This window comes from Thioalkalivibrio sp. ALE12 (genome assembly GCF_000381105.1).
Lineage (GTDB): Bacteria > Pseudomonadota > Gammaproteobacteria > Ectothiorhodospirales > Ectothiorhodospiraceae > Thioalkalivibrio.
In genome coordinates this window covers 264634-285176 of the sequence record NZ_KB905907.1, presented here as the reverse complement: position 1 = coordinate 285176, position 20543 = coordinate 264634, and the positions used below count along the sequence as shown (strand labels likewise).

22 protein-coding genes are annotated in these 20543 nt (G+C 67.3%); 18 read left to right on the top strand and 4 right to left on the bottom strand.

All coding sequences use genetic code 11. The features are described 5' to 3' along the window. The first annotated feature begins 15 nt into the window (after positions 1–15). The 14 genes from F614_RS0107395 (at position 16) to F614_RS0107330 (ending at position 9976) form a co-directional block, all read left to right on the top strand. The gene (locus F614_RS0107395; RefSeq protein ID WP_051080440.1) at positions 16–1572 is read left to right on the top strand and encodes a carboxysome shell carbonic anhydrase; all 1557 of its coding nucleotides are present in this window, start codon (positions 16–18) and stop codon (positions 1570–1572) included. Between the two features lie 17 nt (positions 1573–1589). Next, positions 1590–1841: a carboxysome peptide A gene (locus F614_RS0107390; RefSeq protein ID WP_017940626.1), complete on the top strand. Its 252-nt coding sequence runs from the start codon at positions 1590–1592 to the stop codon at positions 1839–1841. 4 nt (positions 1842–1845) lie between these two features. Continuing rightward, positions 1846–2178, top strand: a complete 333-nt coding sequence (locus F614_RS0107385; protein ID WP_017940627.1) for a carboxysome peptide B — start codon at positions 1846–1848, stop codon at positions 2176–2178. 41 nt (positions 2179–2219) lie between these two features. Beyond that, positions 2220–2519 (top strand): BMC domain-containing protein, encoded by a 300-nt coding sequence (locus tag F614_RS0107380; protein WP_012982275.1) that lies wholly within the window; start codon positions 2220–2222, stop codon positions 2517–2519. Between the two features lie 31 nt (positions 2520–2550). After that, positions 2551–2844 carry a BMC domain-containing protein gene (locus F614_RS0107375; RefSeq protein ID WP_012982276.1) on the top strand — a complete coding sequence of 98 codons (294 nt, stop codon included), beginning with the start codon at positions 2551–2553 and terminating at the stop codon, positions 2842–2844. Between the two features lie 70 nt (positions 2845–2914). After that, on the top strand, positions 2915–3229 hold the full coding sequence (locus F614_RS0107370; RefSeq protein WP_026181393.1) for a BMC domain-containing protein: 315 nt from the start codon (positions 2915–2917) through the stop codon (positions 3227–3229). Between the two features lie 10 nt (positions 3230–3239). Continuing rightward, complete coding sequence (locus F614_RS0107365; RefSeq protein ID WP_018865979.1) at positions 3240–3662, top strand: bacterioferritin; 423 nt, start codon at positions 3240–3242, stop codon at positions 3660–3662. A 35-nt stretch (positions 3663–3697) separates the two neighbouring features. Then, on the top strand, positions 3698–3979 hold the full coding sequence (locus tag F614_RS0107360; RefSeq protein ID WP_018865980.1) for a 4a-hydroxytetrahydrobiopterin dehydratase: 282 nt from the start codon (positions 3698–3700) through the stop codon (positions 3977–3979). 58 nt (positions 3980–4037) lie between these two features. Then, positions 4038–4673, top strand: a complete 636-nt coding sequence (gene parA, locus F614_RS0107355) for a ParA family partition ATPase (protein WP_018865981.1) — start codon at positions 4038–4040, stop codon at positions 4671–4673. Further along, positions 4670–5059 carry a hypothetical protein gene (locus tag F614_RS0107350; RefSeq protein ID WP_018865982.1) on the top strand — a complete coding sequence of 130 codons (390 nt, stop codon included), beginning with the start codon at positions 4670–4672 and terminating at the stop codon, positions 5057–5059. The genes parA and F614_RS0107350 overlap by 4 nt, the downstream gene beginning before the upstream one ends. Positions 5060–5117: 58 nt before the next feature. Then, on the top strand, positions 5118–5921 hold the full coding sequence (locus F614_RS0107345; RefSeq protein WP_018865983.1) for a CbbQ/NirQ/NorQ/GpvN family protein: 804 nt from the start codon (positions 5118–5120) through the stop codon (positions 5919–5921). Between the two features lie 18 nt (positions 5922–5939). Further along, positions 5940–8261, top strand: a complete 2322-nt coding sequence (locus F614_RS0107340) for a nitric oxide reductase activation protein NorD (RefSeq protein ID WP_019558644.1) — start codon at positions 5940–5942, stop codon at positions 8259–8261. Between the two features lie 73 nt (positions 8262–8334). After that, positions 8335–9312, top strand: coding sequence for a LysR family transcriptional regulator (locus F614_RS0107335; protein ID WP_018865985.1), 978 nt, complete (start codon positions 8335–8337; stop codon positions 9310–9312). A gap of 97 nt (positions 9313–9409) precedes the next feature. Continuing rightward, positions 9410–9976 (top strand): SgcJ/EcaC family oxidoreductase, encoded by a 567-nt coding sequence (locus tag F614_RS0107330; RefSeq protein ID WP_017940805.1) that lies wholly within the window; start codon positions 9410–9412, stop codon positions 9974–9976. Positions 9977–10017: 41 nt separating this feature from the next. Here the strand turns inward: F614_RS0107330 and F614_RS0107325 are convergent, their stop codons facing one another. The 3 genes from F614_RS0107325 to treY are packed head-to-tail and all read right to left on the bottom strand — an operon-like array spanning position 10018 to position 16336. Continuing rightward, positions 10018–11841: a glycoside hydrolase family 15 protein gene (locus tag F614_RS0107325; protein ID WP_019558643.1), complete on the bottom strand. Its 1824-nt coding sequence runs from the start codon at positions 11839–11841 to the stop codon at positions 10018–10020. Further along, entirely contained in the window at positions 11838–13616 is a 1779-nt protein-coding gene (treZ, locus tag F614_RS0107320) for a malto-oligosyltrehalose trehalohydrolase (protein ID WP_019558642.1), read from the bottom strand. The genes F614_RS0107325 and treZ overlap by 4 nt, the downstream gene beginning before the upstream one ends. After that, entirely contained in the window at positions 13613–16336 is a 2724-nt protein-coding gene (gene treY, locus F614_RS0107315) for a malto-oligosyltrehalose synthase (RefSeq protein WP_019558641.1), read from the bottom strand. The genes treZ and treY overlap by 4 nt, the downstream gene beginning before the upstream one ends. A 510-nt stretch (positions 16337–16846) precedes the next feature. On the opposite strand from treY, the gene F614_RS0107310 reads away from it, so the two are divergent. Continuing rightward, the gene (locus tag F614_RS0107310; protein WP_019558640.1) at positions 16847–17323 is read left to right on the top strand and encodes a hypothetical protein; all 477 of its coding nucleotides are present in this window, start codon (positions 16847–16849) and stop codon (positions 17321–17323) included. 97 nt (positions 17324–17420) lie between these two features. Then, positions 17421–17735, top strand: coding sequence for a hypothetical protein (locus tag F614_RS0107305; protein ID WP_019558639.1), 315 nt, complete (start codon positions 17421–17423; stop codon positions 17733–17735). Positions 17736–17843: 108 nt separating this feature from the next. On the opposite strand, the gene ettA is transcribed toward F614_RS0107305, so the two are convergent. After that, positions 17844–19511, bottom strand: a complete 1668-nt coding sequence (ettA, locus tag F614_RS0107300) for an energy-dependent translational throttle protein EttA (RefSeq protein WP_019558638.1) — start codon at positions 19509–19511, stop codon at positions 17844–17846. Positions 19512–19691: 180 nt separating this feature from the next. On the opposite strand from ettA, the gene crcB (F614_RS0107295) reads away from it, so the two are divergent. Together crcB (F614_RS0107295) and crcB (F614_RS0107290) are read left to right on the top strand one after the other, a co-directional pair. Beyond that, positions 19692–20093, top strand: coding sequence for a fluoride efflux transporter CrcB (gene crcB, locus F614_RS0107295; protein WP_019558637.1), 402 nt, complete (start codon positions 19692–19694; stop codon positions 20091–20093). Further along, positions 20090–20506 carry a fluoride efflux transporter CrcB gene (gene crcB, locus F614_RS0107290; RefSeq protein ID WP_019558636.1) on the top strand — a complete coding sequence of 139 codons (417 nt, stop codon included), beginning with the start codon at positions 20090–20092 and terminating at the stop codon, positions 20504–20506. Before crcB (F614_RS0107295) ends, crcB (F614_RS0107290) begins: the two co-directional genes overlap by 4 nt. Positions 20507–20543 lie beyond the last annotated feature (37 nt).

Here is a 20543-nt window from a genome sequence, read left to right as displayed (position 1 = left end):
AGGGCACAGGACGCCATGGTGCGAGGTCGTCGCAAGAACAGCAGCCCGGGCTCGCGGTTCGCGAAGTCCCGGGCGGTGGCTGCGCGCGCGGCGGCCCCGGCCCCGGCGGCACCGGTTTCCGCGGTGCCACCGGCGGCCCCTACCGGCTCGTCCGGTATGGAGGCGACCCGGGAGCTGCGGCCGGGCCATCCGCTGGCGGATGTGGCGATGAACGAGCGCCTGCATGCCTTCGAGCGGGGGTTCCGCGAGCGCTTTGCGCAGCTGGTGCCGGTCCTGAAGGAAGTGCACGCGCTGCAACACGAGCGCGACTTCGAGGAACGGGCCCAGGCGATTGTGCAGGAGCAGCTGGGTTACCGCCTGCCGGAGAAGGCGCTGGAAGATGCCTGGATCAACGACCTGGACACGCGGGAGCTGTACCTGCACGGGACGTTCGAGCTGTTTGACCAGGTGGTGAACGAGTACTGGGCGGGTCGGGATGACCTGGTCGCGGAGGCGGAAAGCGCGATCGCGTATTTCCTCGACTGCGACTTTCACGAGGTGGACATCTCGCCCTGTTCCGATGGCCGTCTGCTGGGCCTGCGGCGCTTCATCCTGCGCCTTCCGGATCTGGCGGTACGGGTGAAGAGCTATGCCGGCGCGCAGTTCGACATCGAAGAGGATGTGCGCCACTGGACTAAGCGCGAGTTGCTGCGCTTCCGCGAGGGGCGGCCGACGACGGCCGATGTCCCCAGCCGCTATCTGAAGATCGCGGCCTACCACTACAGTGGCGCGGATCCGCTGCATCAGGGTTGCGCGGCGCACGGAAACAGCGAACGCGACGCGGCCGATGGCGCGCTGCACCAGCTGCGCGCGTTTCGCCAGGCGATCGAGAACACCTACTGCTGTGGGGCCTCGGTGGACACGCTGCTGATCGGCGTGGATACGGACACGGATGCGGTGAAGATCCACATCCCGGACGCCGACACGCGGATGAGCCTGTACCGCTTCGTGGACAGCGCGCAGCTGTACCGCGAGACGCAGGGACTGGACGAACAGGCGGCGTCGCTGCGGGTGTACCAGGCGATCCAGGATGCGATCCACCAGCAGGGCTGGGGACGCGGGAACGGCGCCCCGCACGAGGGCATGCTGCGGCTGATCTCGCGGCTGCTGCTGAACAATATTTCGCAGCTCGACTATGTGGCGCGTTACCACGGGGGGCACTACGCCGACGTGGGCCACCGGGAACGGGTGATCATCGTCGGCCAGGAGATCGAGGAGATGCAGGTGCGGAACTTCGCATACTTCGCGCACCTGGAGACGATGGAAGAGGGCTCCGAAGGTACGGACGTCGGGGTGAACAAGATTTTTCGGAAGTTGAATGTCGAGCGCGGCCTGCCGGTGCCGGTGGTGATTCATTACCGCTATGACCGCAAGGTGCCGGGATCGCGGGAGCGGGTGGAGGCACGCTGCCGTCGCATCCGCGACCAGATCATGGATCGCTATCGCGACCTCGCCGAGAAGGGCCTGATTGGCTGCCACATGGTGATCCGCGACAAGCGTAGCGGAAGCCGTCTGGAACCGCTGGCCGCCTGACGCACACGGGAACGGGAATGAAGATCTGCAAGGTTGAGAAGACGCTGGTTTCGACCAACCGCATCCGCGATCTGGGGCACCGGCCGTTGCTGGTGGTCCAGGAGAAGGCCGGTGGTCCGCGCACCGTCGCGGTGGACGCGGTCGGCTGCGTACCGGGTGACTGGGTGATCGTAGTCGGTAGCTCGGCGGCACGTGAGGCGGCCGGTGACAAGTCCTATCCCAGTGACGCGACGATCGTCGGGATCATCGATTACTGGGAGGAGCAGTAGCTCCATGGAAATCATGCAGGTGCAGGACGAACTGGTGGTGACCCGTCGCGTGGACGGGCTCAAGACCATGTCGCTGCGCGTGCTGGTGGACCAGAAAGGGGCCCTGAACGTGGCGGTGGACACCGTCGGGGCGCATCCGGGCAACTGGGTGTTCACCATCAGTGGCTCGGCCGCGCGCTACGCGCTGGACGACAACAGTATTCAGACCGATCTGACGATCGGCGGCATCATCGACCACTGGGACGATGGTGGAAAGAAGACGGAAGGGTCGAAGGACGAGGCAGGACGAGACCAGACCGATGCACAGCGCTCTGCTGGTTCCCGCAAGGCGGCGTGAGCGTCATTTTTTGAAAAACTGTAACTCCAGGAGAGAAGACAATGGCAACTGAACGTTTTGGTGTGGCGCTGGGCATGATCGAGACCCGTGGTCTGGTGCCGGCGATTGAAGCCGCGGATGCGATGACCAAGGCCTCCGAAGTGCGCCTGATCGGTCGTCAGTTCGTGGGCGGTGGCTACGTGACCGTGCTGGTGCGTGGCGAAACCGGTGCCGTGAACGCCGCCGTGCGCGCCGGTGCGGATTCCTGCGAGCGTGTGGGTGACGGCCTGGTGGCCGCGCACATCATCGCCCGCGTGCATTCCGAAGTGGAAAGCATCCTGCCCGAGCAGGTTGAAAAGTAATTCATCTGTAACGCTTGATAGGAGTTGAGTAATGGCTAGCGAAAACTTTGGTGTGGCCCTCGGCATGATCGAGACCCGTGGTCTGGTGCCGGCGATCGAAGCCGCCGACGCGATGACCAAGGCCTCCGAGGTGCGCCTGATTGGTCGTCAGTTCGTGGGCGGTGGTTACGTGACCGTGCTGGTCCGTGGCGAAACCGGCGCCGTGAACGCCGCGGTGCGTGCCGGCGCGGATTCCTGCGAGCGCGTGGGTGACGGCCTGGTGGCCGCGCACATCATTGCTCGCGTCCATTCCGAGGTGGAAAACATCCTCCCGGAAAAGCCGTAACTCGCGGTAGTCGAACGCCGTCGGGTCCCGGTTGGGGGTCCCGGCGGCTTTTTTCAAGAAGAGGTAGATGATGGCTAGCGAAATTTCTGGTGTGGCCCTTGGCATGATCGAGACCCGCGGTCTGGTTCCGGCGATCGAGGCCGCGGATGCGATGACCAAGGCCTCCGAAGTGCGCCTGATCGGTCGTCAGTTTGTCGGCGGTGGCTACGTGACCGTGCTGGTCCGTGGCGAGACCGGTGCCGTGAACGCCGCCGTGCGTGCCGGTGCGGATTCCTGCGAACGCGTGGGTGACGGCCTGGTGGCCGCGCACATCATTGCGCGTGTGCATTCCGAAGTGGAAGGCATCCTGCCGACGGCCCCGACCGCCAGCGGTTCGGCCAGCTGAGGCGACATCCATGTCCGATCCACGGATCGTGGGATACCTGAACCGCGCGGTCGCACACGAGCTGTCGGCGGTTCAGCAGTACCTGGCCCAGGCGCGGCTGACCGCGATGTGGGGCATGAATGACGTGAGCGACTGCCTGCGTCGCGATGCCCAGGAAGAGCTGGATCATGCGGATCGCTTCATGACCCGCATGTTTCACTACGGGGTCGCCCCGAACGGCAGCCAGCTGGCGCCGGTCCGGCTTGGCCGCTCCATGGCCGAGCTGATGGCCCGCAACCGCGAGCTGGAGATGGAGGCGGTACGGCTGTACGACGAGGCCGCTGTCTACTGCCGGCGCGTGGGCGCGGTGGACGATGCCGCGTTGTTCGAGAGCATCCTTGAGGATGAGCTGGAACACGTGCGCGAGATCGACGCCCAGGGCAGTCCCGCGTGATGCACGCGGACGCGGCAAGACGAGCGGAGTAGGCAATGGCGGATACCGATCTGGTGGTTCCGGCCGGGTGGGAGCCCGGCAAGGGGACCTCGGCGTCCATGAGCAAGCAGTTCACGTTCGAGCGCTACGGCATCACCCGGGAGTTTCTCGACCGCGTGGCCGAGCTGTCCGAACAGGACGGGTATCATCCGAACATCAGCTTCGGAACCACGTACGTGAACATCACGATTGACGCCCGAGACGGCGAGCAACTGGGAGAGGGCGACAAGGCCTTTGCCCTGGAGGTCGATCGCCTGGCTGCTGCCACCACCGGCTGAGCCGGGGGCATACTTGACGGGCCGGGCCGTCCCGGCCCCTTCCGCAGGAGGCTGTTGCGTGGGTTCGAGGGTAATCGCGGTAGTCAATCAGAAGGGCGGTACCGGCAAGACCACCCTGACCATGAATCTGGCCGCCGGGCTGGCGCGCCGGGGTCGCACCCTGGTGGTCGATGCCGACCCGCAGGGCTCGGCCGCACAGTGGGCCCGCATGGCCTCGGATGAACGGCCGTTCCCCGCATCGGTCTTCGCGGTAGCCGGGCCCCTGGATCGGGAGCTGAAAGCGCTGCGCAAGGACTACGAGCACATCGTGGTGGACTGCCCGCCGACCCTGGAGGGCGGTGCGGTCAATGGCGCGCTTGCAGCCTCCGACGAGGTGCTGATCCCCGTGCTGCCGTCTCCGGTCGATTTGTGGGGCAGTGTGCGGATGGGCCGGGGGCTGGAAGAGGCGCGCCTCAAGAACCCCAGCCTGCGCCCGTTTATCGTGGTCAATCAGCTCGAGGTCCGCAGTGCGCTGTCGCGCGCGATGAAGCATGCACTGATGGAGATCGATATCCCCGCCCTGGAGCAGACGCTGCGCCGGCGGGCCATCTATCGGCGCTCGGCGCTCGAGGGCTGTTCCGTCTTTGATCTGGGCAAGCCCGGCGAGGCCGCGGCGGCGGAGATCGAAGCCATCATCGAGGAGGTGTCGCAATGAGCAATCTGCAAGACAAGCTGGCAGCCGGCGTGCGCAGTGCACGCGAGGATCAGGACAAGGATAAGAGCCAGGACGCGGCCGCCAAGCCCGAAGCCTCGGCCCAGAAGGACACCAGCCAGGAGCCGGCGAGCAGCCAGCCGCGGGCCGCGGCCAGCACCAAGACCGCTGCCACCAAGAAGGCGGCCACCACAACCCGCAAGGCACCGGCGCGCAAGCGCACGACCACGCGGAAGAAGCCGGCCGCCACGCCCAAGTCCGGCGCATCGGCGCAGTCCACGTCCACCAGCCGGAAGTCGGCCGCAGCGAAAAAGCCGGCGGCAAAGAAGACGCCCAAGGCGGACAACACCGGAACCGAACTGCATCCCGAGCGGATCTGGCCCGACTGAGGGCTGCGTTCCGGCGGCCGGGGCTTGCCCCGGCCTTTCTGATTGAGGAGTCGAAAAGATGCAGGACGAACTACGCGATCACCTGATCACCGAAGAGCCGTACTACCAGCCGACCGCGGACGAGGTGGAGCTGTACGAGGCGGCCTATTCGGTGCGCATGCCCATGATGCTCAAGGGACCGACCGGCTGCGGCAAGACGCGCTTTGTCGAACACATGGCGTGGAAGCTGGGCAAGCCCCTGATCACCGTGGCCTGCAACGAGGACATGACCGCGTCGGATCTGGTGGGGCGCTACCTGCTGGACGCCGACGGAACGCGCTGGCAGGACGGGCCGCTGACCCAGGCCGCACGGCATGGTGCGATCTGCTATCTCGACGAGATTGTCGAGGCGCGTCAGGACACGACCGTGGTGATCCACCCGTTGACGGACAACCGCCGCGTCCTGCCGCTGGAGAAGAAGGGCGAGATGGTGGAGGCGCACCCGGACTTTCAGGTGGTGATCTCCTATAACCCCGGGTACCAGAGCCTGATGAAGGATCTGAAGGAGTCCACCAAGCAGCGCTTCGGCGCGCTGGACTTCAACTACCCCGATCACGAGACCGAGGCGCGCATCGTGGCGCATGAGGGCGGGATCAACGAGGACATGGCCGGGAAACTGGTCAGCGTGGCCGAGCGCGCCCGCAACCTGAAGGGGCACGGTCTGGACGAGGGCATCTCGACCCGCATGCTGGTGTACGCGGCATCGCTGATTGCCAACGGGGTGGCCCCGCTGGCCGCCTGCCGTATGGCGCTGGTGCGCCCGATCACGGATGACCCGGACATGCGCGACGCCCTCGACTCCGCCGTCACGACGTTCTTCTAGACACCCGCGCGGGATACGATGAGCATCCATCTGGAGGACTACCAGGACCTCCTCGAAGACCTCGGGGGACAGGCAGCCGAGGTGCTCGAGGCCTCGTGGCAGGAGGCCTCGCGTGCGTTCAGTGCCGCGGGCCTCAAGCGCTACTACCTGGAAGGGGCTCGCAGCCTGCATTCTCTCGGGCGTGGCTCGGAGATGGTGATCGCCTTCGTCCAGGAGACGCCGGATGTGGCGCAGGAACTGGGCGAGGACGCGGTCGGCGAGCTGGTCAGCTCGGCGATCAAGATGTACTCCAAAACCAGTGCCGCGGTAATCACCCTGCTGATCTCCACCAGCCCCATCGCCGCGCGGCGACTGGGGGACCAGGGTCTGTTCTCGGGCTATCTGCGCCTGGTGGACAACCTGCTGGGGCAGGCGCCGCGCGGCGTACGCCCGATGCTGGAACACCTCGACGAACTCCTCACCCACCTCACGCTGGGGGGGCTGCGTCGCTGGGCGAGCTGGGGGGCGCAGGCCCACCGCACGGACCTGGAGGCTCAGATCGCCTACTTCGGCCTGGAGTCGCCGGAGTCCCGTTCGGTGTTCCAGAAGGAACGCCGCGGGACACTGTTCGTGGATGTCCAGCGCCGCATCAACCTCTATCTGCGCTCGCTGTGGGCGCGCGACTTCTTCATGCGCCCCACCAGTGGCGACTTCGAGTCGCGCGAGGGCTACAAGCCCTACATCGAGGGCTTCACGATCTTCCTGCCGGACGCCTTCGACGACTGGGAGGGGCTGACCGGCCTGGATCTCTATCGTGCTGCGGCGGCGCATGCGGCGGCGCACGTGGTCTTTACCCGCGAGATGCAGCCGGAGGAGGCCCCGCGCGGCGTCATCGGGGTGCTGACGGAGCTGTTAGAGGATGCACGCGTCGAGGGCCTGGCGACGCGCGGCTTCCCCGGCCTGCGCAACCTGTGGATCCCCCTGCACACCGCGACCCCGGAGGATGGGGACACCCCGCAGGCGCTGCTGGCGCGCACCGCCCGGGCCCTGCTGGATCCGGACTATCGCGACGATCATGCGTTCGTGGGCAGGGCCCGTGCGGCCTTTGCGGAACGTGCGGAGGACCTCGAGGCCCCGGGCCTGGCGCATGAGCTGGCCGAGGCCCTGGCGCCCGAGTTTCCGGAAAAGGGCTACATGAACCCGCGGCAGGTCGCGCCGGATGTGCTCTACCGCGATGACAACCGCTATATCTGGGCCTTCGGCCGCGAGGAAGACGACTTCGAGACGCTGATGGCTAGCGGTTCGAGCCAGGAGCGCGTATACGTCACCCCCATGGAGATGATCAACACCCTGGACGTCCCGGGTGCCGGGGATGATGCCCAGATGATCATGGTGCTGGCGACCGAATGGTTCCGGGACGGCGAAGACGAAAGCATCAACCAGCAGGAGGGCAAGGAGCCGATCTCGCTGCCGTACCACTACCACGAGTGGGACTACCAGATGCAGCTGGAACGCCCGCACTGGGTCACCCTGCTGGAACGGCGTCCGAAGAAGGGCGACGTGGAAGAGATCGACGCCATCAACGAGAAGCACAAGCCGCTGATCTCGCGTCTCAAGTTCCTGATCGAGGCGATGCAGCCGCAGGGCGTGCAGCGCATGCGCAAGCAGGCCGAGGGCGACGAACTGGACGTCAACGCGCTGGTCGAGGCGCAGATCGATCTGCGCATGCGCCGCCAGCCGGACGAACGGATCTACGTGCGCAACGTCCGCCAGGTGCGCGATCTCTCGGTTCTGGTGCTTCTGGACCTGTCGGAGTCGACCAACGAGACCCTCGCCGATGGCGAGACGACCGTCGTGCAGCTGGCGCGCGAGGCCACCGCGCTACTGGGGGGTGCGATCTCGAAGATCGGCGATCCCTTCGCGATTCACGGCTTCGCCTCTGACGGTCGCCACGATGTCGAGTATTACCGCTTCAAGGATTTCGATGCCCCCTACGACGACCACGCCCGGGCGCGGCTGGCCGGGATGAAGGGCCAGCTGTCGACGCGCATGGGCGCGGCGATCCGGCATGCCGGCCACCTGCTGCACCAGCAGGGCACACAGAAGAAGCTGTTGCTGATCGTCACCGACGGCGAGCCGGCGGATACCGATGTCCGCGACCCGCAGTACCTGCGCCAGGATGCCAAGCGCGCGGTGGAAGAAGTGGGCAAGAACGGTGTCTACAGCTTCTGCATCAGCCTGGATCCGCAGGCCGACGAGTACGTGGAACGCATCTTCGGCGCGCAGCACTTCATGGTGCTGGACCACATCGAGCGGCTCCCGGAAAAGCTGCCCATGCTGTACGCCGGCCTGACGCGTTAGGGCGCACGGTACTCGCATGGCCAAGACGGGGGGCAGCTCGACACCACCGAAGGAGTCCAGCCTTCCGCAGGTGATGCTGAAGTCCGAGCTGCCCGCGCATCTGATCCGGCATGCGACGCTGCGCCAGTTGCAGGTGTTCGAGGCGATCGTGCGTCTGGGCAGTTTCACCCGGGCGGCGGAAGAGCTCTATCTGACCCAGCCGACCGTCTCCATTCAGATCAAGAAGCTCTCCGGTGCGCTCGGCCTGCCGCTGTTCGAATACGTCGGACGCAAGGCCTTCCCGACCGAGGTCGGGCTGCTGCTGTACGACACCTGCCGCGAGATGCTGGGGGCGCTGACCAATCTCGAGATGAAGCTCGCGGAGATGCACGGGCTGAAGCGCGGGCGCCTGCGCCTGGCGGTCATCACCACGGCGCAGTACTTCGCGCCCACGATCCTCGGGCAGTTCGCCAAGCGCTATCCGGATATCGAGCTGTCGCTGGAGGTCAGCAACTTCGACCGGGTGCTGGATCGGCTGGCCAGCAACGATGATGACCTCTACATCATCGGGCACGTGCCGGAGCGGTTGACCGATATCGCGGTGTATCCGTTCGCGCCGAACCCCCTGGTGGTGATGGCCAGCCGCGACCACCCGCTGGCGGGGCAGCGCAACATCCCGATCGAGCGCCTGGAGCAGGAGACCTTCCTGATGCGCGAGCCGGGCTCCGGCATTCGCGAGGCAACCCTGAAGCTATTTCAGGAACACGGCATCAACCCGACCGTGCGCATGGAGCTGGGCTCCAACGAGGCGATCAAGCAGGCGGTCATCGGGGGCCTGGGGATCGCGGTGCTGTCGCTGCATACCCTCAGCGCAGAAGGGGCCGGGGGGCCGGTCGCGCTGCTGGATGTGGAGCACTTCCCGATCCACCGCCAGTGGCACATCGTCCACCCCAGGCAGAAGGTGCTCTCAGTTGTAGCCCAGACCTTCCTGGATTTTGCCATCCAGGACGAGGCGCGGGTGCGCGGTCAGGTCGAGGATCTGCTGGCCGCGTTCAAGGCGCAGGCGAGTTGACCAAGCGGCCCTCGTCCGGCGCCCTGACAGCCCCTCCAGGGTCGCTTATAATTCACGTCTTTTCCGGCCGGCAATGGCCGCATGCGGAGATCAGTCAGTGACCACGAGCAGCCGGCCGCGCATCAGCGGCACCCAGTTCATCAATGCCGACGAGTCGCCGCGCTCACGTCTGAGCCTGAGTGCCTCGCATCGCGACCAGCATCACCCGGTGACCGGTACGGGTGGCGATCCGGCGTTCGGTGCCATCGACACCCCGCCGAACGAGAGCTGCGTGGTCTGCGCCCCGGCGACCCGCCGCCTGGCCGAGGAACTGTTCGAGGGCTGGAACGACGCCCTGCAGACCGGTGACGCGCGCAAGGTCGCCGAGCGCTATGCCGAGGACGCGGTCCTGCTGCCGACGGTCTCCAACGTCCCGCGCACCACGCACGCCGAGATCCAGGACTACTTCGAGCACTTCCTCGAGAAAAAGCCCTTCGGCACGATCAACACCCGCAACGTAAAGCTTGGCTGCAACAAGCTGACCGACGCCGGCACCTATACCTTCCGCGTCACCGACGGCGGCGAGACCAAGGACGTCCCTGCGCGCTACACCTTCGTCTACGAGAACCGCGACGGCGAGTGGAAGATCGTCCACCACCACTCGTCGATGATGCCGACCGACTGAGCCGGGCCCGGCGCTGCTCCGCTCCGCATCCGGCCCGGGGCTCAGGGCTCGTCGTTGTCCTTTAATGCCCGTGCGAGCTTGATGCCGGTCGCGATCAGGCCGACGTGGCTGAAGGCCTGCGGGAAGTTGCCGAGGAAGGCCCCGCTGGCCGGGTCGATCTGTTCCGGCAGCAGGCCCAGGTGGTTGGTGCGCTCGCACAGCGAGTCGTACAGGGCCTGCGCCTCATCCAGGCGACCCTGTCCCAGCAGGTTGTCCACCAGCCAGAAGCTGCACAGCACGAACGCACCCTCGTGTCCGGGCAGCCCGTCCGGGGACTCCTCCGGCAGATAGCGGTAGAGCAGGCCGTTGCCGGCACCCAGGCGCCGGACGACGGCCTCGGTGGTGGCGATCATCTTCGGGTGATCCGCGGGGATGACACCGCGTCCCGGCAGGGCCAGCAGACTTGCGTCAATGCCGCCGCCACCCAGATGCTCGGTGAGGCTCTGGAGTGCGGGGTCCCAGGCCTGCTCCAGGATCGCTTCACGGATCTCCTGCGCCTCGGCCCGCCAGACGGCACTGTTGCCTTCCATGCCATTGGTCTCGGCCAGCGCGGCACCGCGCTCCAGCGCCACCGCGCAGAGGGCGGCGGAGTAGGTAAAGGGGCGCCCGGCCGTGCGCACTTCCCAGATCCCGTGGTCGGGGTTTTTCCACTCCGTGTTGGCGGATTCGATCAGGCGCCGCAGGCGTGCCCACAGATGATCGTCCAGCGTGCCGCCCCAGCGGACCCAGCGCCACGCGCAGTCGAGGATCTCCCCGAACACGTCGTGCTGGCGCTGCTCGACTGCGCCATTCCCCCAGCGCACCGGCCTCGAGCCGCGGTAGCCCTCCAGTTCGGGGTCGCTGCGCTCGGGTTGCGGGAGGTGGCCATCTACGTCGTACAGCACGCGTGGCCAGCCTGCGCGATCGACCGCGTCCAGGGCCCAACCGATGAACCCGGCGGCCTCGTGGGTCATGCCGATATCGCTCATCGCATAGACCGAAAACGCCGCATCTCGGATCCAGGCGTAGCGATAATCCCAGTTACGGGGGCCGCCGATCGCCTCCGGCAGGGAGGAGGTGGGGGCCGCGATCATCGCCCCGGTGGCGGTGTAGTCCATCAGCTTGAGGGTGACCGCCGAGCGGCGGACGAGCTCTTCCCGGGGGCCTTCATAATCGAAATGCCGCATCCATCGTCTCCAGACCAGCAGCGTGGCCTCGACCAGTTCCTGCGGGGTGCGGGCCTGGAACCGGTGGGTATGCGGCCCCCAACCGAGGAGCAGGTGATGCTGCTCCCCGGCCTCGAGTTCATGCAGGCTGTCCAGTGCCTCCAGCGGCAGGGAGGCGCTCAGCGCCAGTTCCAGGTCCGGCTGGCGATGCAGGGCCAGACGCAGGCCGGCACCATGCGGCGCGACGGTCGCGCCGCCGCGGGGGGTGATCTGCACCCGCAGGCGTACCCGGCCCTCCAGTACCTCGATCCGGCGCAGCAGTTCGTTGCGCCCGGCGGGGGCGTCTTCGGAGAGGTCCGCCCCTGCGCGCAGGGGCAGGCAGTCGGTGATGCGAACCCGCCCCTCCGGGCCGGTCATCTCGGTAATCAGGACGGCGGTGTCCGGGATGTAGCGTTGGTGCGAGGCGATCAGCTGTTCCGGGGCCAAGCGGAAGGCACCACCGCGCTTTTGGTCCAGCAGGGCGCAGAACAGGGGCTCGGAGTCGAAGCGGGGCACGCACATCCAGGGGATGGCGCCGTCGCGGCCGACCAGCGCGGCGGTGGTGCAATTCCCGATCAGGCCGTGGTCTTCGATGGGCAGGTAGCCGTCGATGCGTTGTACGGGGCGGTCGGACAGCGTCACTGCATCACTCCCTCGCCACGCAAGGTGGCCCAAGTGGATCGGTCAGTCCCCAGGATGACCACGGATTCGCCGGGCAGGGTCAGGCGATCCGAGTCCACCACGATACCCGCATCGGAACACAGCAGGCTGTGCAGCCCCCGGGCCCCCGGGCAGTGCAGGCGCTGCGGGGCCGGGGTCAGATTGCAGGCCAGCAGCAGCCCCGGCCGCTGTATCTCCAGCCAGCGCGCCGCTTCGTCGAAGCGCACCTCGATCGACTCCAGGCGGTCATCGGCGAAGGTCCAGTGGGTGTGGCGCAGGGCGATCAGCGCGCGATACCAGCGCAGGATCCGGGCATGGGGTGCGCGTTCCCGCTCGTCCCAGTCCAGCCGGGAGCGTACGAAGGTCTCGCGGGATTGTGGATCGGGGATGTCCCGGGGGTCGCGCAGGAAGGCCGCGAACTCGCGCCGGCGGCCTTCGCTGACCGCGCGCCCGAGGTCGGCGTCGACATGATCGGTGAAATACAGAAACGGGGCTGTGGCTGCCCATTCCTCTCCCTGGAACAGCAGGGGCACGAAGGGGCTGGTCAGTACCAGCGCGGCCCCGATCTCCAGCAGGCCGGGGGCGAGTTGCGTACCGATGCGGTCGCCGCGCGCCCGGTTGCCGATCTGGTCATGGTTTTGCAGGCAGCCGACGAAGCGCCGCCCGGGCAGGTCGGATGCCGGGCGGCCGTGGGTACGCCGGCGATAGTGGGAGTAGCGGCCGTCGTAGGCGAGGCCCCGGTTCAGCACCCGGGCGAGATCCGCGAGCTGTCCGAAGTCCGCGTAGTAGGCGTCGGATTCGCTGGTCAGCAGGGCATGCAGGGCGTGGTGGAAGTCCTCGTTCCACTGCGCATCCAGGCCGTAACCGCCGACCTCCACCGGCCGGGTCACGCGCGGGTCGTTGCGGTCGTTCTCCGCGATGACCACCAGGTGCCGCCCGAGCTCCCGCCCCAGGCGCTGCACCTCGGCGGCGAGCTGCTCGAGGAAATGGGTGGCCGAGGTATCGACGATCGCGTGCACCGCGTCGAGGCGCAGGCCGTCGAGGTGATAGTCGCGCAGCCACATCCGGGCGTTGTCGATGAAGAAGCGGCGCACGGTGTCGCTGTCGGGCCCGTCGAGGTTCACGGCGTCGCCCCACGGCGTCTGGTAGTGGTCGGTGAAATACGGGCCGAACTGCGCCAGGTAGTTGCCGTCCGGGCCGAGGTGGTTGTAGACCACGTCCAGCAGCACCGCGAGGCCCCGCTGGTGGCAGGCATCGACCAGGCGTTTGAGACCTTCGGGGCCCCCGTAGGCGTGGTGCGGGGCATACAGGTTCACACCGTCGTAGCCCCAGCCGCGCGCGCCGGGGAACTCCGCCACCGGCATCAGTTCCAGATGGGTCACGCCGAGTTCGGCCAGATGGTCCAGCCGCTCGGCCACACCGTCAAAACTGCCGGCCGGGGTGAAGGTGCCGACGTGGATCTCCTGGATCACCGCCGCGGCCAGCGGCGGCGCCTGCCAGCCGGCGTCATTCCAGACGAAGCGAGCGTGGTCCAGCCAGCGCGACGGGCCGTGCACGCCCTGTGGCTGCCAGGCGGAGCGCGGATCGGGGAACGGACCGTTGCCGTCGACGCGAAAGGCATAGTCGCTACCGTGAACCAGCTGTTCCGTGTACAGCGACCACCACCCGTCTGCCCGGTGGTCCATCGGCATGCGATTGTCCCCGCACTCCAGTTCGACCCGATTGGCCTCAGGGGCCCACACGCGCACGGTCGTCATGGCGTGGCCTCCTCGCGTGCGAGGAGGGCGACCGGAAACGCAGCCAGAATCTCCGCGACCGGGTGTTCGCCGCCTTGCAGCGTCATGCCGGACAGGCGGTTGTGCCAGGTGCCGGAGGGTACCGTCATTCGAGTGTCGCGCCAGTCGCCCCCCAGCCCGAGCACCAGACGCGGTACCAGCACCAGCACCCCATCTCCGCGCAGATAGGCGACCACGTGACTGGCGCGTTCGCCGCTGGCGCGCAGTGGGGTGTACGCGGCATCCGGGCCGAACCATTCCGGGTGGCTGCGGCGCAGCGCCAGGGCCTGGTGTACCAACCACTGCTTGGGCAGGCCCTCGTCGGCCCGCGCCTGGATCTGCGCCGGGGTCAGGTGCTGGAGTTCTTCCAGCAGCCGGGCACGCGTGGCGAAGTCCACCGGGCGGCGGTTGTCCGGATCGACCAGGCTCAGGTCCCACAGTTCGCTGCCCTGGTAGAGGTCCGGGACCCCGGGCGCGGTCAGCTTGATCAGCGTCTGCGCCAGGCTGTTGGTGCGGCCGGGGGCGACCAGCGGCCGCAGGAATGACTCCAGCGCCTCGCGAAACCCGGGGTCGCTCAGGGTCCCGGCCACGAACGCGCGCAGGGCCTGTTCGTAGCCCTCCTGTGGTTGGGTCCAGCTGGTTTGCTGCTTGGCCTCGCGTGCGGCCTTTTCCATGTAGGCGGTCATACGCTCGACGTCGATCGGCCAGGCGCCCACCAGGGTCTGGTAATAGAGATACTCGATCGCCGGGTCAGGCCATTCACCGGTGCGGTGGCGCGCGTTCTGGCGCATCCAGCCGCGCACGCCCGTGGCCCATGTCTCCGGGATTTCCGAGAGCAGCAGCAGGCGGGCGCGCACGTCCTCGCTGCGCTTGGTGTCATGCGTCGAGGTGGCCAGCATCGCCTCCGGGTGAAGCGTCCGGGCGCGGGCGCTGGCCTCGTGGAATTCGTCCACCGATATCCCGAAGCGGCCGGGATCACCGCCGACCTCGTTGAGGGCCGTCAGGCGGTGGAAGCGGTACAGCGCGGTATCCTCCACGCCCTTGGCCATCGCCGGACCGGTCAGCTGCTGGAAGCGCAGGGCCAGCTCGGTCTCGTGCTCGCCGGGGATGCGCAGCAGGAGCAGGTCACGCAGGAACTGCAGCAGTTCGTTGTCCAGTTCCGGGCGGCGCGTGCCGGCCAGCTCGATCGCGGTCTCGACACTTGCGATGTCGGCCGCCGTCACGCCGTCGTCCCGCGGGCATACGTAGGTGCGGTAGAGCGGAAAGCAGGCGGCCACCTCCAGCAGGGCGAGGTACAGCTCGTGGCGGGTGTAGTCGCGGTGGCGCCTGTGGCGTTCGCAGATGTCCACGAACAGCGAGCTCAGGCGGTTGAGTTCGCTGCCGAGCAGGTCCTTGAGCACCTGGCGCTTGGATTCGTAGACCAGTCCCGGGTAGTCGGCCTCCTCGCCGGTGAGCTCCTCGAACAGCCGCGTCAGAGGGGCCTCGCCGGCCGGGTCCGCGAACAGCCCCTGTACGCGGTTGAGGAAGTCGTAGCCGGTGGTGCCGGCGATCGGCCAGTTGCCCGGCAGCCGCTCGCCGGGCTCGAGGATCTTCTCGGCGACGATCCAGGTGTCCGGGCAGGCGCGGCGCAGCTGGCTGAAATACTGCCCGGGGTCGCGCAGGCCATCCGGATGGTCGACCCGGAGGCCGTGCACCGAGCCTTCCGCCACCCAGCGCACCGGCAGTGCATGCACGGCCTGGAAGACGTCCTCCCGCTCCTGGCGCAGCCCCGCCAGGTCATTGATGTCGAAGAACCGGCGGTAGCCGAGGTCGCGCCCGGCGGTGCGCCACCAAGCCAGCCGGTAGTTCTGCTTCTCGATCAGCGCGTCCAGGGCATCGGGGTCGGCGTTGATCCGGGCCACCTCGGCCGCGATGGCCTCGCCGGCCGCCGGGTCGTCGCGGGTGATTTCGTCCAGCAACTGGCGAATGACGCCCTGGTCGCGGTGCCGGCGTTCTGCGGAATCGGGCCCGGTGAGCCAGGGCTGCGGGAGGCGGGCACAGGATTCCGCGAGAAAGCCCAGAAAATCGATGCCCGTGGCGCGACCGGCGCGGTCGAGCAGGTCATTGAGCGAGGATGGATCCAGCGGGAAGCGGTGCTCGTAATAGGCCAGGTCGAACAGTCCGCCCTCGTATTGCAGCCGGATCTCGCCAGCCTCGAGGACGCGGCCGTAATGATCGCCCAGCACCGGGAGCAGGACCTTGTTGGGCCAGCGCTCTTCCGAAGACTCCCAGTCCACGTCGAAATGCATCGCGAACCGGCTGGATGGGCCGTTCTCCAGCACATCCCACCACCACGGGTTCTGGTCCCCGGCCACCGCCATGTGGTTGGGTACGATGTCCAGCACCAGCCCCATCCCGGCGGCCTCCAGCGCCGCACACAGGCGCTGGCGCGCCGGTTCGCCGCCGAGTTCGTTGTTGACCCGGGAGGGGTCGACCACGTCGTAGCCGTGGGTGCTGCCGCGCACCGCCTGCAGGATCGGCGAGAGATAGACGTGCGAGATGCCCAGCCGGGCCAGATAGGGGACGACCTCGGCGGCGTCGTCCAGCGTGAAGCCCGGGTGCAGCTGCAGGCGGCAGGTCGCGATGCGTTCGGGCTGCACGCGCTGCCCTTCGCGGCACTCGGCGGCGTCTGCGCTTGCTGTGCTGCCGAAGGAATTCTGCATCGCCCTCCGCCCCGACGCCCGACCGGCCCGCGAACGGGGCCCTGCTCAGCGACTGCGTCATCTGAATATGGACCAGATTCCGGGGGAAGGGAATGCACGTCCGGCCGCAAGAATCGATCGGCGCCGGGTCAGCGGGTGGAATCGGTCCCATGCCGGACCTCGCGTGGTGCCTAGGCAAACACTGATCCATGCACACGCTCGCGCTCGAGTCGCTTTTGCGTGCGAACAAGGCGCGGTGACCGCCGTGCAGTCATTCTGCACAAGGGAGCCGCAACGCGGTGCGCACGCAAAAGCGGCCGAGCCCCGGCTTTGAATGGCCTGTGGGGTTGGCACCCCAGGTTCCCCGATCCTGCGTTGCGCCGCTTGCGGGTAGAACCACTACCCGCTGCGCGACGCGCCTTGTCTCGGAAAACCTGGGGTGCCAACGCGAGCGTGTGCATGGATCAGTGTTTCCCTAGGGGAATGGGGTAAGCTTCCCTTCCGTACCCATCTCTGCAAAGGAGTTGCCGCATGCGTCTTGCGCTGGGAGTGCCTGGTGGTTTGCTGTCGTTGCTGGCCGTTTCGCTGGTTTCCGTGAATGCGCATGCGACCGAGGCCGCGACCCTGATTCTGGAGGGCGAGGAATACGTGCTGGAGATGGAGGTCTGCGATTTCTCGGGTGATGCGGATGATCGCTACCAGACGCTGGTGGCGCGCGCCGATACCGATCGCGGCCCACTGCGGGTGTTCGCCTCGCGCAACGCGGTTGCCGGCATGCTGACCCACTCGGTTTCGGCCCAGTTTGGCGATGTCCGTGCGGGGGGCGAGGTGCTGGAGGCCAATCGGACGCGCATGGGCGAGCAGTGGATCAGCGTCGCCGGTGGTGCGTCGGAGCCGCTGATCCGGATTGATGGCGGTGAACTGCATGCCGAAGGCCGGTTCGTCGATACCGGGATGACCGCCGAGCCAGTGGACGGGCGCCTGACCGCGAGCTGCGATCGCCGATAAGGTTGGCGGAGCGGCTGCGGCCGCTGCATCATTTCCCAGCTGTTGGGCGTGCATCCGCCTGACGCCCTGACGTGTCGAATTTCAGGAGGCCTCCGGGATGATCAAGGAGTCGGACTGGAAACGGTTCAGCCAGTTGAAGAAAACCGCGCTGGATCGTTACTGCGAGCGCGCCCTGGCCGATTGCCGGGCGACCATGGAACAGGAAGACCGCTCGAATCACGAACGCTTTCTGGATCTCTATCAGCAGCTGAACGAAGCGAACGAGCGGCTTGCATTCATCTTCGATGGCCATGCCCGCTCGAAGGCGCTGGATCAGTTCCTGTGCATGCGGCGCGAAGGGCTGATCGAAGATGCAGAGCTGGAAGGCTTTACGGAGGCATTCCTGGAGCAGACCCGGCCGATTAGCCCGTAGCCTCGGCGCGGGCCGGCCCGATGCAGCAGGCATTGGCGGTGACCATATGGTCAATGCTCCGGGGGCGGAAAGACGAAGGCCCGGCGGGTGCCGGGCCTTCGGGGCGGGTCAGGAGGCGAGTCGCTTGTACTTGACCCGGTGCGGCTGGTCGGCCTCGGCGCCCAGGCGCTTGTGGCGGTCTTCCTCGTATTCCTGGTAGTTGCCGTCGAAGAACACCACGTTGCCGTCCTCCTCGAACGCGAGGATGTGGGTGGCGATGCGGTCCAGGAACCAGCGGTCATGCGAGATCACGATCGCGGAGCCGGGGAAGTCCAGCAGGGCCTCTTCCAGCGCGCGCAGGGTCTCGACGTCCAGATCGTTGGTCGGTTCGTCGAGCAGCAGGAAGTTGCCGCCGCTTTGCAGCAGCTTGGCGAGATGCACGCGGTTGCGTTCCCCCCCGGACAGTTCCTTCATGCGCTTCTGCTGGTCGGTGCCCTTGAAGTTGAAGCGGCCGACGTAGGCGCGTGACGGCATCTGGAAGTTGCCGACCTGGATGATGTCCTGGCCGTTGGAGATTTCCTCCCAGACGGTCTTCTCGTCCTGCAGCGCATCGCGGCTCTGGTCCACGTAGGCCAGTTGCACGGTCTCGCCCAGCTCGATCGAGCCGTCGTCCGGCTGGTCCTGCCCGGCGATCATGCGGAACAGCGTGGTCTTGCCGACGCCGTTCGGGCCGATCACACCGATCAGTGCACCGCGCGGCACGGAGAACGACAGGCCCTGGTAGAGCACGCGGTCCCCAAAGTGCTTGGACAGGTTCTCCACCTCCAGCACCTTGTCGCCCAGGCGCGGGCCCGGCGGGATGTAGATCTCCTTGGTTTCGGAGCGCTTCTGGTAGTCGGTCGAGGCGATCTCCTCGAAGCGCTTCAGGCGCGCCTTGCTCTTGGCGCCACGGCCCTTCGGGTTGGAGCGTACCCACTCCAGTTCCGACTCCATTGCCTTTACGCGGGCGGCCTCGGCCTTTTCTTCCTGCTTCAGGCGCTTTTCCTTCTGCTCGAGCCACTGCGAGTAGTTGCCCTGGAACGGGATGCCCTGGCCGCGGTCCAGCTCGAGGATCCAGCCGGCCACGTTGTCGAGGAAGTATCGATCGTGGGTGACCGCCACCACGGTGCCCTGAAACTCCTGCAGGAAGCGCTCCAGCCAGGCCACGGACTCGGCGTCCAGGTGGTTGGTCGGCTCGTCGAGGATCAGCATGTCGGGGCTGGACAGCAGCAGGCGGCACAGCGCCACGCGGCGGCGTTCACCCCCGGACAGGGTCTTCACGTCCGCGTCCCACGGCGGCAGGCGCAGGGCGTCCGCGGCGACCTCCAGCTTGCGCTCGAGGTTGTGGCCGTCGGCGGCCTCGATCTTCGCCTCCAGCTCGCCCTGTTTGGCGGCCAGGGCGTCGAAGTCGGCGTCCGGCTCGGCGTAGGCGGCATACACCTGATCCAGCTCGGCCAGCGCCTCCTTGACCGGGGCCACGGCCTCCTCGACATTGCCGCGCACGTCCTTGCTCTCGTCGAGCTGCGGCTCCTGCGGCAGGTAGCCGATGTGGATGCCCGGCTGCGGCCGCGCCTCGCCGACGATCTCGGTGTCCACGCCGGCCATAATGCGCAGCAGGGTGGATTTACCCGCACCGTTGTAGCCCAGCACGCCAATCTTGGCGCCCGGGAAGAAGTTCAGGTTGATGTCCTTGAGGATGTACTTCTTCGGCGGGACGATCTTGCCCACGCCGTTCATCGTGAAGATGTACTGCGCCATGATGCTCCTGCGACCCATACGGTTTGAATGAGGGGCGGGCCTCTGACGCCCGCGCTGCGCCCGCACTTTACCATTCCGACGAGGGTGAAGCCCGAATGGCGCGGGATTTCGGCGGCCGTCCGCGCGTGCTGGCCGCCCGGTGCGCTCGACAGCCTCGCCGGTGCCACTGACAATGGCGCCATGATCGCGTGGTGGGAGGGCCTGTTGCTGGTGGGAGCCGGGGGTGCGCTGGGGGGGCTGGCGCGCTTCTGGCTGTCGCAGTGGATCGACAACCGCACCGGGGGCGGCCGTTTTCCGTGGGGGACGCTGGCGGTCAATGCCTTCGGTGCGCTGCTGATCGGACTGGCACTGGGCTGGACCTCGGGGCCGGCGTGGACCTCCTGGCTTTGGCTGCTGCTGGTGGTGGGGGTACTCGGCAGCTTCACCACGGTCTCTTCGTTCAGCCTGCAGGTGCTGGGGGTCGCGGAGCAGGACGACGGGCTGCGCCGGGCGCTGGTCTACGTTCTGCTGACCCTGGGCGGGGGACTGGTGCTGGTGGCCATCGGGCACGCGCTGGGCCGCCTGGCAGGGGGTGCGGCGTGACCGGGTATTCGCTGCGGCTCTCGCTGTTCGTGGCGCTGGGGGCGGCCCTTGGCAGCATGGCGCGGTATGGCGTCTCCTGGACCGGGCTGCACCTGGCCGGTACCGGTTTTCCCTGGGACACGCTGGCCGTGAACGTGGCCGGATCGTGGCTGATCGGGCTGTATGCGGTGATCAGTGCCGCCGAGGGCCGCCGCCCGGCCGACCCGGTGTTCCGTCATTTCATGCTGGCGGGTGTTTGCGGCGGCTTTACGACCTTCTCGGTGTTCAGCCTGGAGAGCTTGTGGCTGGTGCAGACCGGGGATCCCGGCCGGGCCGCGCTCTATGTCGCCGTCTCCCTGGTGTTGTGGATTACCGGGGTGTGGCTGGGCAGCCGCATGGGGCGGCGCCTGAACGCCGCGGCGGCGCGGGGTTGAACCCCATGGCGGCACTGGGCCGAGCGCCGGTTCACGA